General features: G+C 67.7%; 12 protein-coding genes and 2 tRNA genes. 8 read left to right on the top strand and 6 right to left on the bottom strand.

Translation table 11 applies throughout. From position 1 onward, the window contains the following. Window positions 1–54 precede the first annotated feature (54 nt). Together pepN and LDQ05_RS17270 are read right to left on the bottom strand one after the other, a co-directional pair. Complete coding sequence (gene pepN, locus LDQ05_RS17275) at window positions 55–2637, bottom strand: aminopeptidase N (protein ID WP_226438183.1); 2583 nt, start codon at window positions 2635–2637, stop codon at window positions 55–57. A 62-nt stretch (window positions 2638–2699) separates the two neighbouring features. After that, window positions 2700–3941, bottom strand: coding sequence for an NAD(P)/FAD-dependent oxidoreductase (locus tag LDQ05_RS17270; RefSeq protein WP_226438182.1), 1242 nt, complete (start codon window positions 3939–3941; stop codon window positions 2700–2702). Between the two features lie 150 nt (window positions 3942–4091). Here LDQ05_RS17270 and LDQ05_RS17265 point away from each other — a divergent pair, with 150 nt between their 5' ends. Further along, window positions 4092–4724 carry a mycothiol-dependent nitroreductase Rv2466c family protein gene (locus LDQ05_RS17265; protein WP_226438184.1) on the top strand — a complete coding sequence of 211 codons (633 nt, stop codon included), beginning with the start codon at window positions 4092–4094 and terminating at the stop codon, window positions 4722–4724. A 152-nt stretch (window positions 4725–4876) separates the two neighbouring features. Here the strand turns inward: LDQ05_RS17265 and LDQ05_RS17260 are convergent, their stop codons facing one another. Continuing rightward, entirely contained in the window at window positions 4877–5815 is a 939-nt protein-coding gene (locus LDQ05_RS17260; protein WP_226438181.1) for an ABC transporter substrate-binding protein, read from the bottom strand. 112 nt (window positions 5816–5927) lie between these two features. Between LDQ05_RS17260 and LDQ05_RS17255 the strand changes: the two genes are divergently transcribed. Both LDQ05_RS17255 and LDQ05_RS17250 read left to right on the top strand, forming a co-directional pair. Further along, window positions 5928–6404: a ribose-5-phosphate isomerase gene (locus LDQ05_RS17255; RefSeq protein WP_226438180.1), complete on the top strand. Its 477-nt coding sequence runs from the start codon at window positions 5928–5930 to the stop codon at window positions 6402–6404. A 6-nt stretch (window positions 6405–6410) separates the two neighbouring features. After that, window positions 6411–7208 carry an Fpg/Nei family DNA glycosylase gene (locus LDQ05_RS17250; protein WP_226438179.1) on the top strand — a complete coding sequence of 266 codons (798 nt, stop codon included), beginning with the start codon at window positions 6411–6413 and terminating at the stop codon, window positions 7206–7208. Window positions 7209–7232: 24 nt separating this feature from the next. Here LDQ05_RS17250 and LDQ05_RS17245 read toward each other — a convergent pair whose 3' ends face one another. The 3 genes from LDQ05_RS17245 to LDQ05_RS17235 form a co-directional block, all read right to left on the bottom strand. Next, window positions 7233–8000 (bottom strand): DUF1542 domain-containing protein, encoded by a 768-nt coding sequence (locus tag LDQ05_RS17245; protein ID WP_226438178.1) that lies wholly within the window; start codon window positions 7998–8000, stop codon window positions 7233–7235. Between the two features lie 52 nt (window positions 8001–8052). Next, window positions 8053–9150 (bottom strand): wax ester/triacylglycerol synthase domain-containing protein, encoded by a 1098-nt coding sequence (locus tag LDQ05_RS19890; protein WP_226438177.1) that lies wholly within the window; start codon window positions 9148–9150, stop codon window positions 8053–8055. A gap of 149 nt (window positions 9151–9299) precedes the next feature. Further along, window positions 9300–9370: transfer RNA gene (locus LDQ05_RS17235), tRNA-Gly, on the bottom strand. A 175-nt stretch (window positions 9371–9545) separates the two neighbouring features. Here LDQ05_RS17235 and LDQ05_RS17230 point away from each other — a divergent pair. The 5 genes from LDQ05_RS17230 to clpX all read left to right on the top strand — a co-directional run bounded on the left by LDQ05_RS17230 (window position 9546) and on the right by clpX (window position 14048). Then, window positions 9546–9619: transfer RNA gene (locus LDQ05_RS17230), tRNA-Pro, on the top strand. 73 nt (window positions 9620–9692) lie between these two features. After that, entirely contained in the window at window positions 9693–11081 is a 1389-nt protein-coding gene (gene tig, locus LDQ05_RS17225) for a trigger factor (RefSeq protein ID WP_226438176.1), read from the top strand. 109 nt (window positions 11082–11190) lie between these two features. Then, entirely contained in the window at window positions 11191–11820 is a 630-nt protein-coding gene (locus tag LDQ05_RS17220) for an ATP-dependent Clp protease proteolytic subunit (protein WP_226438175.1), read from the top strand. 55 nt (window positions 11821–11875) lie between these two features. Further along, on the top strand, window positions 11876–12538 hold the full coding sequence (locus LDQ05_RS17215; protein ID WP_226438174.1) for an ATP-dependent Clp protease proteolytic subunit: 663 nt from the start codon (window positions 11876–11878) through the stop codon (window positions 12536–12538). 232 nt (window positions 12539–12770) lie between these two features. Further along, a complete protein-coding gene (clpX, locus tag LDQ05_RS17210) occupies window positions 12771–14048 on the top strand; it encodes an ATP-dependent Clp protease ATP-binding subunit ClpX (protein ID WP_226438173.1) in 1278 nt (425 codons plus the stop codon). The last annotated feature ends 72 nt before the right edge of the window (window positions 14049–14120 follow it).

Raw genomic sequence — 14120 nt, 5'->3', positions numbered from 1 at the left:
CACCGGCCTCCCCGCGGAGGCCCGGTGCCGGGCCGACGTCGTGTCGTTCCGGTGTCAGGACGCGTCGAACTCGCGGGCGCGCAGCGACCGCACGATCCCGGCCCGACCCTCGGTGATCAGACGACGCAGCGCCGGCGGGTGGTCTCCGGAGAGGAAGTCGTCGGCGGCCCGCACCGACTGCTCGTCGATCGCCCACGACGGGTACAGGCCGACGACGACGGTCTGCGCGACCTCGCTCGACCGACGCTCCCACACCCCGGGCACCTCCGCGAAGTAGCGGTCCACGAAGGGGCGAAGCAGCTCACCCTGACCGGCCGGCGCGAATCCCCCGATGATCGCGCGGGCGGTGATGTTCGCGACGGTGTCGTCGCCCACGACCGTCGCCCACACCTGCTCCTTGACCGCCCGCTGCGGTCGGGCGGCCCGTGCCGTCGCGGCCTGCCGGGCGCCCGCCGCCGTCGGATCACGCTCGGCCTCGGCGTCGATGAACGGCGACTCGATGCCCTCGGCGTCGACCTCCCCGGCGGCGGCGAGGGCCTGCACGAGCCGCCACCGCAGATCCGTGTCCACCGTCAGACCCGGCAACCCCACCCTCTCGGGGGCGCCGCCCAGCAACTCCTCGAGCACCTCCGTGTGCCAGGGGGACAACCGCGCGGTGGACAGGGCGTTGACGAACGCGAGTTGATGATCGGAACCAGGTTCGGCCTCCCGTGCGAGCTCGAGCAGGCGGTTCGCGTATGCGGTCCAGCCCTCCGCGTCCGCCCACGTGGGATCGGCGTAGCTGCCGAGCGCGGTGTGCGCCTGCATGAGCAGCCGCTGCACCACACCCACCTCGGTCTCCGCCGCGATACCGCGCTGTACCAGCGCGACGAAATCGCGGGCCTTGAGTTCGGCCTGACGCGTCATCTCCCATGCCGCCGACCACACCAGGGTGCGGGGCAGCGACTCGGCGATGTCGCCGATCCGGTCGACGACCGTGGCGAGGGACTCGTCGTCGAGACGCACCGAGCAGTACGTCAGATCGTCGTCGTTGACGAGGACGAACCGTCCGCGGGGCACACCGACGAGTTCGGGAACATCGGTGCGGTCGGCCGCGTCGACGTCGATCTCCACGCGGTGGGTGCGGACCAGCTTGCCCGATCCGTCGTCGTCGTACACACCGATCGCCAGTCGGTGCACCCGCCACTCGCCGGCACCCGGCTGCGCGCCTTCCTGCACGACCGCGAAGCGGGTGAACTTCCCGTCCGCGTCGACGTCGAAATCCGGGCGCACGATGTTGATGCCGGTGGTCTTGAGCCACTGCGCACCCCACTGCGACAGGTCGCGGCCCGACGATCTCTCCAGCGCCGCGAGCAGATCGTCGAACGTCGCATTCTCGAACGCGTGGTCGCGGAAGTAATCGCGCAGACCCGCCAGGAACGGCTCCTGCCCGACGTACGCGACGAGTTGCTTGAGCACCGACGCGCCCTTGGCGTACGTGATGCCGTCGAAATTGACCTCGACGGCAGCGAGGTCGGGGATGTCCGCCGCGATCGGATGGGTGGACGGCAACTGATCCTGCCGGTACGCCCAGGACTTCTCGACGTTCGCGAACGTCGTCCACGCGTTGGTGTACTCGGTGGCCGCGGCCTGGCACAGCACCGACGCGAACGTCGCGAAGGACTCGTTGAGCCACAGGTCGTCCCACCAGCGCATCGTGACGAGGTCGCCGAACCACATGTGGGCCATCTCGTGCAGGATCGTCTCGGCGCGACGCTCGTACGAGTACCGCGTCACCTTGGATCGGAACACGTAGTCCTCGAGGAAGGTGACGGCACCGGCGTTCTCCATCGCGCCCGCATTGAACTCGGGTACGAACAGCTGGTCGTACTTGCCGAACGCGTACGGCAGTCCGAAATTGGCGTGGTAGAACCCGAACCCCTGCTTGGTCTCGGTGAAGATCCTGTCGGCGTCCATGAATTCGGCGAGCGACGCGCGGCAGTAGATGCCCAGCGGGATCGTGCCGTGTTCGTCGCTGTAGACGTCGGTCCACCGGGCGTACGGACCGGCGATCAGCGCGACGAGATAGGTGCTCATCCGCGGGGTGGTGCGGAAGACGTGACGGCCCGGTTCCGCGGCGGTCGTCTGCACGGTCTCCGCGTTGGAGATCACCTTCCAGTCGGCGGGTGCGGTCACCGACAGGTCGTACGTCGCCTTCAGATCGGGCTGGTCGAAGCACGCGAACATCCGCTTGGCGTCGGCCGTCTCGAACTGCGAGTACAGATACACGGCGTCGTCGGCGGGATCGACGAACCGGTGCAGGCCCTCACCGGTGTTCGTGTACAGGCAGTCGGCGTCGACGACGAGTTCGTTGCGCGCGGCCAGACCCGTCAGCGCGATGCCGGTCTCCTCGGTGTACCCGGAGACGTCCACCGCGGTTCCGTTGAGGGTCGCCGACCGCACCGTCCGCGCGATCACGTCGACGAACGTGGATGCGCCCTCCGTCGCGTCGAATGTGATCGTGGTGACCGACCGGAAGGTGTCCGTGCCGGGAGCTCCCGCACCGTCGGTGAGATCGAGATCGATGGTGTAGTTGTCGATACGCAGGACCGCTGCCCGCTGTGCGGCCTGTTCGCGGGTCAGATTCGGTGGTGCCACGGAAGAACTCCTTCTCACGACGGGATGCGGTCGTGTCCCATCCCATCACGCGCGCGCCGAGTTCAGCGTGCGACGTCCCCCAACGGCACCGTCGGATCCGCGAGCCGGTTCGGGTCGACGGCCGAACCCGACGAGATCAGCGCCCGGATGTCGTCGCCGGCATCCCAGATGTTCACGTTCATCCCTGCCCGCACCCGGTTCCCGTCGTCGAGCCAGAACGCCAGGAACTGCCGTGCTGCCACGTCCCCGCGGGTGACCACCCGCGTGTCGCGCGGCGCGAACCCGACGTACTCCATGCCCAGGTCGTACTGGTCGGTGAAGAAGTACGGCAACCGGTCGTAGACGGCGTCGACGCCGAGCATCGTCGCGGCGGCCACGGCCGGCTGGTTCAGTGCGTTCGCCCAGTGCTCGACCCGCACCCGTTCGCCGAGCGCGGGGTTGACGGCGGCGGCGATGTCACCGACCGCGACGATGTCGGGATCCGATGTGCGCAGTGAGGCGTCGACGAGCACCCCACCGTCGACTTCCAGTCCGGCCCGCTGCGCGAGCGCGACGTCGGGGGCCGCGCCGACCGCCACGAGGACCGCGTCGGCGGGGACCGTCGATCCGTCGCCGAGTGCCAGACCGGTGGCCCTGCTGTCCGGTGCGGTGATCTCGCGTACCGACGCGCCGAGCCGCAGATCGACGCCGTGCGCACGATGCAGATCGGCGAACACCGCACCCATCTCCGGTCCCAGCGACCCCGCCAGCGGAACCGGACCGGACTCGACGACCGTCACGTGCGCGCCGTGCCCGCGTGCGGATGCCGCGATCTCCAACCCGATCCAGCCGGCACCGACGATCGCCAGTCGCGCCGTCGTTCCGTCGTCGCGGCGGACCGCGGTGAGCAGCGAATCCGCGTCGTCGACGGTACGCAGCACGTGCACACCGTCGGCGTCGACGCCCGGCAACGGAAGGGAGCGGGGGGACGACCCCGTCGCGAGTGCGAGCTTGTCGTAATGCACCGGGGAGCCGTCCGGAAGGGACACGGTCCGTGCGGCGCGGTCGATCGCGGCCACTTCCGTCCCGAGCCGCAGATCCACCCGATGGTCGCGATACCAGTCCCCGTTGTGCACGGTGAAGTCCGGCAGCATCCTGCTGCCGGCGAAGTACTCCTTCGACAGTGGCGGTCGCTCGTACGGGAGGTGCTCCTCACGGCCGAACAGCACGATCCGGCCCGCGTAGTCGCGTGCCCTCAACTCCTCGGCGATCTTCGCGCCGGCCAGTCCGGCGCCGACGATGACGAATGTCTGTTCGGCGGACATGGGTCGCCTCCCGTTCGGTTGCGTAGCCGTGGGTCCGACGGTACGGCGGTCGCGACCTGCACGAGGCGGTGATCGGGAAGAAAGATCATCGATGCGGTGTTGACTGGGGACGTCGAACCCGAATCGAGTGAGGAGACCATCGTGAGTGATATGCCTGCCGTCACGGACGTCGGCGACCCGACCAAGGACGTCGCCGACTTCTGGTTCGACCCGCTGTGTCCGTGGTGCTGGATCACCTCGCGGTGGATCCTCGAGGTCATGAAGGTCCGCGACATCGACGCGCGGTTCCACGTGATGAGCCTGGCCGTCCTCAACGAGGGGCGTGAACTGCCCGCCGAATACGCGGCGGCGATGGCGAAGGCCTGGGGCCCGGTGCGGGTGGCGATCGCCGCCGCCCAGAAGTACGGCGACGACGTCCTCGCCCCCCTGTACACCGCGATGGGCACCCGCATCCACAACGAGGGCAACGACGACCTCACCGACGTGATCGCCGGTGCGCTCGCCGAACTGGACCTCGATCCGTCGTTGGCCGACGCCGCCACCACCGACGGTTACGACGAGGCGCTGCGCGCCAGCCACGCCGCGGGGATGGACGCCGTCGGTCCCGACGTCGGTACCCCCACGATCCACGTCAACGGTGTGGCCTTCTTCGGTCCGGTGCTGTCGCGGATCCCGCGGGGAGAGGAAGCGGGGAAGGTGTGGGACGGCGTGGTCGCGCTGGCGGCGTACCCGCACTTCTTCGAACTCAAGCGCAGTCGGGGTGAGGATCCGGTCTTCGACTGACACCCGCCCGCGGGCGACTTCGCGACCGTGAGCGAACGTACCCCTCGATCGACTGATTCGATCGAGGGGTACGTTCGCTCAACGGAAGTGGGTACCGCAGCTGCCGCTGCTGCAGGCGCGGCGGATGCGGCAGGGTGAATCCATCCTCACAGTCAGCCGAGCAGATGCTCGATGTCGTCGAGGATGATCCCGGCACCCACCACACCGATGCCGACCATCCAGGTCTCGTCCTCGACCTCGTGGACGTTGCCGCTCGCGACCGCGGGCAGCCCGTCCCACAGGGCGGTCACCGCACCCATCGTCGACGCGGCCGGATCGCCCGCCGGATTGGTGAAGAACACGACGTCGCCGTCGATGCTGGCGTAGTTCTCGGGGCTCAGTTCCATCATCGAGTACTCGTTCCAGTCCCGATCCCCGAGGTCGAAGCCGGCCTGGGTGAGGATCGTGCCCGAGAACGTGTGCGGTCCGTACAGCCGGAAGTTCTCCGGGCGGAACCGCACCATCGACGCGGTGCGGCCCGGCGCACCGACCTCCTCACCGACCGCGGCGGCACGCTCCCGCACGCCGGTCAGCAACTCCTCCATCTCGGCGGTGCGGTTCACCGCTGCGGCCGTGATGCGGGCCTGTTCCTCCCAGTCGGTTCCGGAATTGACGGAGAACACGGTGGGGGCGATCGCCGACAGTCGGTCGTAGAGCGCCTCGTGCCGGACCTGCGCACCGATGATCAGATCGGGGTGGAGGTTCGCGATGGCCTCGAGATCGGGTTCGGCCGTCAACCCGACGCTGGTCGTGCCGTCCAGACCGTCCGCGAGATAGCCGGGGAACCCCGCGGCCGCACCCGACTCGGTGGCACCCACCGGTGTGATGCCCAGCGCGACGAGCGCGTCCAGGTGCGGGGAGTCGATGACGACGACGCGCTCGGGTCGGTGATCGAGCGTGGTCTCGCCCATCGCGTGGGTGACGGTGTAGGAGTCGCTCGACGGAGCGGCGTCGTCGGTTTCGGACGAGCCGCACGCAGACACGGCGAGCGCGGTCAATGCGGCAACGGCGGTGAGGAGCAGGCGCGCGGGGCGCCGGTGTGATCGGGACATTCGGCACACAATACCGGGGAACCTGAGGCCAGGCATACCTCAGAAACCTATGGTTTCCGGGTGTGGACCCACCGCGCGGACCCGAAGCCCCCGGGCTCGTTAGACTCCCCCCATGCGCGTTTACCTGGGAGCCGACCATGCCGGTTTCGAACGGAAGAACCAGATCCTCGAGCATCTGAAGGCTGCCGGCCACGATGTCGTCGACTGCGGTGCGTTCGAGTACGACGCCCTCGACGACTACCCCGCCTTCTGCATCGACGCCGCCCGCCGCACCGTCGACGATCCGGGCAGCCTCGGCATCGTCCTCGGTGGCAGTGGCAACGGCGAGCAGATCGCGGCCAACAAGGTCCCGGGTGCGCGTTGCGCTCTCGCATGGAGCGTCGAGACCGCGAAGCTCGCCCGCGAGCACAACAATGCGCAGCTGATCGGCATCGGCGGGCGCATGCACAGCCTCGACGAGACCCTCGCGATCGTCGACGCGTTCGTCGCGACCGCATGGTCGGAGGAGCAGCGCCACCAGCGTCGTATCGACATCCTCGCCGAATACGAGAAGACCGGTGTCGCGCCGGCGGTGCCCGGCGCGAACTGATCGTCCGTGCCCGAAGGCCACATCCTCCACCGGCTCGCCCGCCTCCACCACGAGTGGTACGCGGGTGGGCCGGTGCGCGTGTCCAGCCCCCAGGGAAGGTTCGCGGACGGCGCTGCGCTCGTCGACGGCCGCGTACTCACGCACGCCGATGCGTGGGGCAAACACCTGTTCCACCATTACGAAGGTGCCCTCGCCGTCCATGTGCACCTCGGTATCTACGGCGCGTTCACCGACACGGACCTGCCACTCGGGGAACCGGTCGGGCAGGTCCGCATGCGTATCGTGGGTCCGCGTCACGGCAGCGATCTGCGGGGGCCCGCCGCGTGTGATGTCCTCACCGTCGGTGAGGTGGAGGCGATCGAGGCGCGGCTCGGCCCCGATCCGTTGCGGGCCGACGCCGACCCGGATCAGGCGTGGCAGCGGATCCGCCGGTCCCGCAGTGCGATCGGTGGCCTCCTCATGGACCAATCCGTGCTGGCGGGCGTCGGCAACGTGTACCGTGCCGAAATACTCTTCCGGCACGGCATCAACCCGATGCGCGCGGGAAAGTCCCTGTCGCGTACCGAATTCGATGCGATGTGGTTCGACCTGGTCGACCTCATGCAGGTGGGGATGGAGAAGGGGCGGATGCACGTGGTTCGGCCCGAACACGACTGTGGCGCGCCCGCATACGCGAAGGACCGACCGCGCACCTATGTCTACCGGAGGGCCGGTGAGCCGTGCCGCGTGTGCGGCAGCCCGGTGTTGCACAAGGTGATGGGCGCCCGAAACCTGTTCTGGTGCCCGACCTGCCAGCCGGACTGATCGCCCGGGCGTGGTCGGTGTGGCTCAGAACCCGAAGTCCCCGAAGTCCCCGAAGTCCGATCCGCCGGCGTCGCCGATGTCACCCTGGTCGCCCATGCCGCCTTGGTCACCGACGTCACCCATGTCGCTCTGTGCGTCGGCGTATCCGTCTCCGTATCCGTCGGCGAACGCCTGTGCGTCGTACGGCACCCCGGCCATCCCCGCGAACATCGTCGAGAACAACAGGACCGACCCCATGCCCCATGCGCCGGCCACGAGCGCGGGTTTCCACCACGGTTCCGAATACCAGCCGGCGGGAACGGGCCGTCCGGCGACGCGACCACCCGGATAATAGTTCGGTGTGGCACGCGACGGGGTGGGCGAGGCCGACACGGAGCGGCCCTCGAACTCGACCGTCCGGGACTCGGTGACCGCACCGGCGGCCTTCTGACCGTCGAGGAGCGGGATCTCGGGGCCCGGATCCATACCCATCGCGGTGCGCGCCGCCCGGATGTAGTACAGCCCCTCGAGGGCGGTCTGTTTCGCCAGACGCGCCTGCACCGGTGTGTTCGCCTGGTCGATCTGCGAGCCCGCAGCCGTGTACCGTTCGGCGGCGTCGGCGAGTGCCTGACGCGAGGCGTCGTCGGAGCCGGTGAGATTGTAGATCTGGCCGCCGAGCCGCTCGATGGCCTGGCGCGCGTCGGCTTTCGCGTCGTCGAGTGTGGCCGCTGTGTGCCGCGACGAACTCTTCTGTGATCGCGAGACGAAGTACACGACGACACCCACGACGGCGACGATGAGCAACAGTTCCACGGTGGATCCTCACGACGTGCCGGTCCGGGTCCCCCTCCAGCGTACCGGCGGATCAGGCCTCGAGGACGGCCCGGACGCCGGAGCGCAGACACGAATCGAATTCCGTCCGATCCGGCACCGCGATCGGATCGACGGACAGGCCCACACAGGAGGTGTCGTGGTAGGGGACGAGTGTCGCGTTGAACGCCGACCCGTACGTGAGGCCGAAACCGTAGTACCGCTCGATCCCGGCCCCGGCGATGTGCAGGGGCGTCGGTGAGCCGGGGACGGCGCAGGTGAGCACGTCGTCGGGGCCGAACAGTCGCGCGGCCGGAGCCGGATCGCCCGGCGCGTCGACGGCGAGGGCATCGACCCGGCGCATCAACTCGATCGGGCTCGTACCGTCGTCGAGGAGGGGTTCGTCGACGCCCACACCGCCGCTCCCGCCGCCGGGGGCACCGCGATGTGTCCGGTACTCGGCGTGGGCGAGGAGCACGGCCGCCGCGATGCCGCTCTCCGGCGCGCATCCCGCCGCGACCGTGACCTCACGCAGCGTCGTCGCGGGGACGTCGAGTACATGGAGACGCGGTGCCGTTCCCGCCTCGGACGGGATCCGGATCGGCGGGGCACCCGGAGTCAACACGGACCGGACCATCGCGGCGGCGGTACCCGCGAGATAGTCGGTGGTGTCCCGGACGGTGCGGGCCGCGTACTCGGGCATGCTGCGGAGCCACTCCCACACCGACCCCGGGATTCCGGGGGAGTCGTCGGTGACGCGCCCCGGCGGGACGACGCGGATGACGAGGGCGGCCTGTCCGCCGGTGAGACCGTCGATCAGCGTCAGACCCCAGTGCGGGTGGTCGTCCCCTGCGGTGTGCACGGTGGTCGCGTGGTCGAGAACGTCGCCGACGCGCCCGGTGGTCGGCACCGTGATCCGGTCGAGCTGCCAGGACACGTCGACGGCCCGACGGGGAATCTCGAGCCCCAGGGGGACCTCGACGATCCGGTGCCGGAACTCGTCGGCGGTGGCCGTGCCGGGCGCGAGCAGCGCGGTCAACCGGTCCCACTCGGGTGCTGCGTCGAGGAGCGCGACGGCGACCACCGACGATCGCCGCGTGGCGCGGATGCCGCTGCCCGGTCCGGACACGGTGCGGTCGGAGGTGTCGCTCACACACGGGACGCTCTCATACGATGAGAGGTCACACGGGGAGGTTCGCGGAGGCGGGAAGGTATCGACACGAAACGGTGACCGAGCCCGGGGTGCGGTCCGGTAGACGAAGAACGCCCGCGACCGGGGATCCGGTCGCGGGCGTGTCGGAGAGGGGATGACGGGAATCGAACCCGCGTAGCCAGTTTGGAAGACTGGGGCTCTACCATTGAGCTACATCCCCGCGCTCGTGGCTCATCCGCTGGTCACCGGGTGGTTTTCCGGTGGTCCGGCGCTGTGTGCCGCTTGCAGGATGAGACTGTACCGAACCTCGCTTTGGAATTCATAATCGGGGGGCCGTAGGATTCTCTCCGGTACCCGGGCAGGGCGTTGTCGAGCTGCCTCGGGGATCGGTGTGACGGGATGTGGCGCAGCTTGGTAGCGCATCCGCTTTGGGAGCGGAGGGTCGCAGGTTCGAATCCTGTCATCCCGACCGGTATCGAACGGCGTCAGCGCGCTCAGTAGTGAGAAGTCAACGACCGACCAGAGCACGACAAGAAGGAGTCATGTCCGTGAAGAGCACCGTCGAGCAGCTGAGCCCGACGCGAGTCCGTATCAATGTTGAGGTGCCCTTCGAGGAGCTCCAGCCTGATTTCGACCGCGCCTTCAAGTCCCTCGCCGGCCAGGTCCGCATCCCGGGCTTCCGCCCCGGCAAGGCACCCCGCAAGATCCTCGAGGCGCGTGTCGGTCGTGGAGCCGTGCTCGAGCAGGTCGTCAACGAGGCGATCCAGTCGCGCTACACCGAGGCCGTGACCGCCAACGCCGTCAACGCGATCAGCCAGCCCGAGATCGACATCACCAAGCTCGAGGACGACGTCGAGCTCGTCTTCACCGCCGAGGTCGACGTCCGTCCCGAGATCACCCTCCCGGACTTCTCCGAGATCGCCGTGACCGTCGATCCCGTCGAGATCACCGACGAGGACATCGACGAGCAGCTCCTGTCACTGCGTCAGCGGTTCGGCACCCTCGTCGGTGTCGACCGCGCCGTGCAGGACGGCGACTTCGTCTCGATCGACCTGTCCGCGACGGTCGACGGCACCGAGGTTCCCGAGGCCGCCACCGAGGGCCTGTCCCACGAGGTCGGCTCCGGCCAGCTCATCGACGGCCTCGACGAGGCGATCATCGGGCTGAAGGCCGAGGAGTCGAAGGAGTTCACCTCCGAGCTCGTCGCGGGTGACTTCGCGGGCAAGGAAGCCGTCGTCACCGTCAAGGTCAACAGCGTCAAGGAGCGCGAGCTGCCCGAGGCCGACGACGAGTTCGCCCAGCTCGCGAGCCAGTTCGACACCATCGACGAGCTCCTCGCTGACCTGCGTGAGCGTGTCGATCGCGTCAAGCGGGTCGGCCAGGCGGGCGAGATTCGCGACAAGGTCGTCGAGGTTCTCCTCGAGAAGACCGAGGTTCCGCTGCCCGAGAGCGTCGTGCAGGCCGAGGTCGATCGTGTGCTGCACGACGCGATCCACGAGCTCGACCACGACGAGACCGCGCTCGATGCGGCGCTCGAGGCGCAGGGCACGACTCGCGAGGAGTTCGACAAGGACACCCGCGAGTCCGCGGAGCGCTCGGTGAAGACGCAGCTGCTCCTCGACGCCATCGCCGACGCCGAGAACACCACGGTCGAGCAGCAGGAGCTCACCGAGAGCATCTTCTTCCAGGCGCAGCGCTACGGCATCCCGCCGGAGCAGTTCATCCAGCAGATCAGCCAGGCCAACCAGCTCGGCGCGGTCTTCGCGGACATCCGCCGCGGCAAGGCGCTCGGCGAGGTCGTCGAGCGTGCCACGGTCACGGACACGACCGGCGCGACCGTCGACACCTCCGAGCTGTTCGGCAACAAGAAGGACGACGCCGAGAACGCCGACGAGGCGGCCGAGGACGGCGAGGACAAGGCAGCCGAGTAGTGGAATCTTTTCCGCTATGAGCGAAGTGGGGCGGCACCGGGCATCCGGTGCCGCCCCGTTTCGTTAGTGTCAGTGTCAGGAAACCACGATCGACGAGAAGGCAGGTACCGTGACTCCTCAGAATCCGGCGACATCCCTCGGTCCGACGATGACCTCGGCCACCGCTGGTCTCAATCTCAGCGACTCGGTCTACGAACGCCTGCTCCGCGAGCGGATCATCTTCCTCGGCACCCAGGTCGACGACGACATCGCCAACAAGCTGTGCGCGCAGATCCTGCTGCTGTCGGCGGAAGATCCCACCCGCGACATCTCGCTGTACATCAACTCGCCCGGCGGCTCGGTGACCGCGGGTATGGCCATCTACGACACGATGAAGTTCGTCGAGTGCGACGTCGCGACGTTCGCGATGGGCCTGGCGGCCTCGATGGGTCAGTTCCTGCTCTCGGCGGGCACGAAGGGCAAGCGTTACGCCCTGCCGCACGCACGGATCATGATGCACCAGCCGTCCGCGGGAATCGGTGGCACGGCCAGCGACATCGCGATCATGGCGGAGCAGTTCGCACACACCAAGCGTGAAATGGCCGAGCTCATCGCCGAGCACACCGGACAGACGGTGGAGCAGATCACCAAGGACTCCGACCGCGACCGTTGGTTCACGGCGCAGCAGGCCCTCGAGTACGGATTCGTCGACCACGTGGTCGCCCGTGCCCAGCAGGCCGGCGGCACCAGCAACCAGTAGCCGGCACCCGCCCAAGGCCTGATCTGCCCCGTACCTCTCGAATCTTGGAGAAGCGATGACCAACATGTTCGACCCACGCCAGCTCGGTGGCGCCGCTCCTGCTTCGCCGGCGAGCCGCTACATCCTCCCGTCGTTCATCGAACACTCGAGCTACGGCGTCAAGGAATCCAACCCGTACAACAAGCTCTTCGAGGAGCGCATCATCTTCCTGGGCGTCCAGGTCGACGACGCCTCCGCGAACGATGTGATGGCGCAGCTGCTCGTGCTCGAGTCGCTCGATCCCGATCGTGACATCACGATGTACATCAACTCTCCGGGCGGCTCGTTCACGTCGTTGATGGCCATCTACGACACCATGCAGTACGTGCGTGCCGACATCACCACGGTGTGCCTCGGACAGGCGGCGTCCGCCGCCGCCGTGCTCCTCGCCGCCGGGACCCCCGGCAAGCGGCTCGCGCTTCCGAACGCCCGCGTGCTGATCCATCAGCCGGCGACCGGTGGCATCCAGGGGCAGGTGTCGGATCTCGAGATCCAGGCGGCGGAGATCGAGCGGATGCGTCGCCTGATGGAGACGACCCTCGCCAAGCACACCGGCAAGGACGCCGACCAGATCCGCAAGGACACGGACCGCGACAAGATCCTCACCGCGGCCGAAGCCGTCGAGTACGGACTGATCGACAACGTCCTCGAATACCGAAAGCTCTCGGCGCAGAAGTGACCCGCCCGGCCCGGTCCGACCATGTTGCTCGTGGTCGGAGCCGGGCCGGTATCGCAGGTGTGAAGTGTGACACATCATGTGGCGCACAATTATGACCGGAAACGCTGGGAACTTGTCGACCCGCATACCGCACTCCGGGTACGGTCGATCAAAGGGCCCGCGCCCCGGGCCGACGCTCGTTTGCCGGTCACGGGATCGGATGCACGCACACGAGGAAGTAGGGACCTGACAGATGGCACGTATCGGTGACGGCGGAGACCTGCTCAAGTGCTCGTTCTGCGGAAAGAGTCAGAAGCAGGTCAAGAAGCTCATTGCGGGCCCCGGTGTCTACATCTGCGACGAGTGCATCGACCTCTGCAACGAGATCATCGAGGAAGAACTCGCCGAGACCAGCGAGGTCAAGCTCGACGAACTTCCCAAGCCCGCGGAGATCCGCGACTTCCTCGACAATTACGTGATCGGCCAGGACGATGCGAAGCGCACGCTCGCGGTGGCCGTCTACAACCACTACAAGCGCATTCAGGCGGGCGATCGGGCTCGCGACTCGCGCGGTGAATCCGTCGAACTCGCCAAGTCGAACATCCTGCTGTTGGGCCCCACCGGCTGTGGCAAGACCTACCTGGCCCAGACGCTCGCGAAGATGCTCAACGTGCCGTTCGCGATCGCCGATGCCACCGCGTTGACCGAGGCCGGTTACGTCGGTGAGGATGTCGAGAACATCCTGCTCAAGCTCATCCAGGCCGCCGACTACGACGTCAAGCGCGCCGAGACCGGAATCATCTACATCGACGAGGTCGACAAGATCGCCCGGAAGAGCGAGAACCCGTCGATCACCCGCGACGTGTCGGGCGAAGGTGTTCAACAGGCGTTGTTGAAGATCCTCGAGGGCACGCAGGCGTCGGTTCCCCCGCAGGGCGGACGCAAGCATCCCCACCAGGAATTCATCCAGATCGACACGACGAACGTGCTGTTCATCGTCGCCGGGGCGTTCGCGGGTCTCGAGAAGATCGTGTCCGACCGAGTGGGTAAGCGGGGCATCGGATTCGGTGCGGAGGTGAGGTCGAAGGCCGAGATCGACACCACCGATCACTTCGCCGACGTCATGCCCGAGGACCTCATCAAGTTCGGCCTGATCCCCGAGTTCATCGGGCGTCTCCCGATCGTTGCATCGGTGACCAATCTCGACAAGGATTCCCTCGTCGAGATCCTGTCCGAGCCGAAGAACGCACTCGTCAAGCAGTACGTGCGGTTGTTCGAGATGGACGGCGTCGAACTCGAATTCACCAAGGACGGACTCGAAGCCGTGGCGGACCAGGCGATTCTGCGGGGCACCGGTGCTCGCGGTCTGCGGGCGATCATGGAAGAGGTTCTGCTGCCGGTGATGTACGACATCCCGAGTCGCGACGACGTCGAGAAGGTCGTGGTGACGGCCGAGACCGTCAACGACAACGTCCTGCCGACGATCGTGCCGCGCAAGTCCGAGCGTGAGCGCCGGGACAAGAGCGCCTGACCCTCCTCTCCGACCCCTGTCGACGACGGTGCCCCCGGAACATCGTTCCGGGGTCAGATCGGAAGAGCACAC

This window comes from Rhodococcus yananensis, assembly GCF_020515525.1.
Lineage (GTDB): Bacteria > Actinomycetota > Actinomycetes > Mycobacteriales > Mycobacteriaceae > Rhodococcus > Rhodococcus yananensis.
This window is presented reverse-complemented; position numbering and strand designations above follow the sequence as displayed.

Bases quoted from the DNA above. Each gene is read 5' to 3' on its own strand.
- clpX (WP_226438173.1), top strand. From the start codon at position 12,771: ATGGCACGTATCGGTGACGGCGGAGACCTGCTCAAGTGCTCGTTCTGC.
- tig (WP_226438176.1), top strand. From the start codon at position 9,693: ATGTCCGTGAAGAGCACCGTCGAGCAGCTGAGCCCGACGCGAGTCCGT.
- LDQ05_RS17215 (WP_226438174.1), top strand. From the start codon at position 11,876: ATGACCAACATGTTCGACCCACGCCAGCTCGGTGGCGCCGCTCCTGCT.
- LDQ05_RS17255 (WP_226438180.1), top strand. From the start codon at position 5,928: ATGCGCGTTTACCTGGGAGCCGACCATGCCGGTTTCGAACGGAAGAAC.
- LDQ05_RS17270 (WP_226438182.1), bottom strand. From the start codon at position 3,941: ATGTCCGCCGAACAGACATTCGTCATCGTCGGCGCCGGACTGGCCGGC.
- LDQ05_RS17260 (WP_226438181.1), bottom strand. From the start codon at position 5,815: ATGTCCCGATCACACCGGCGCCCCGCGCGCCTGCTCCTCACCGCCGTT.
- LDQ05_RS17265 (WP_226438184.1), top strand. From the start codon at position 4,092: ATGCCTGCCGTCACGGACGTCGGCGACCCGACCAAGGACGTCGCCGAC.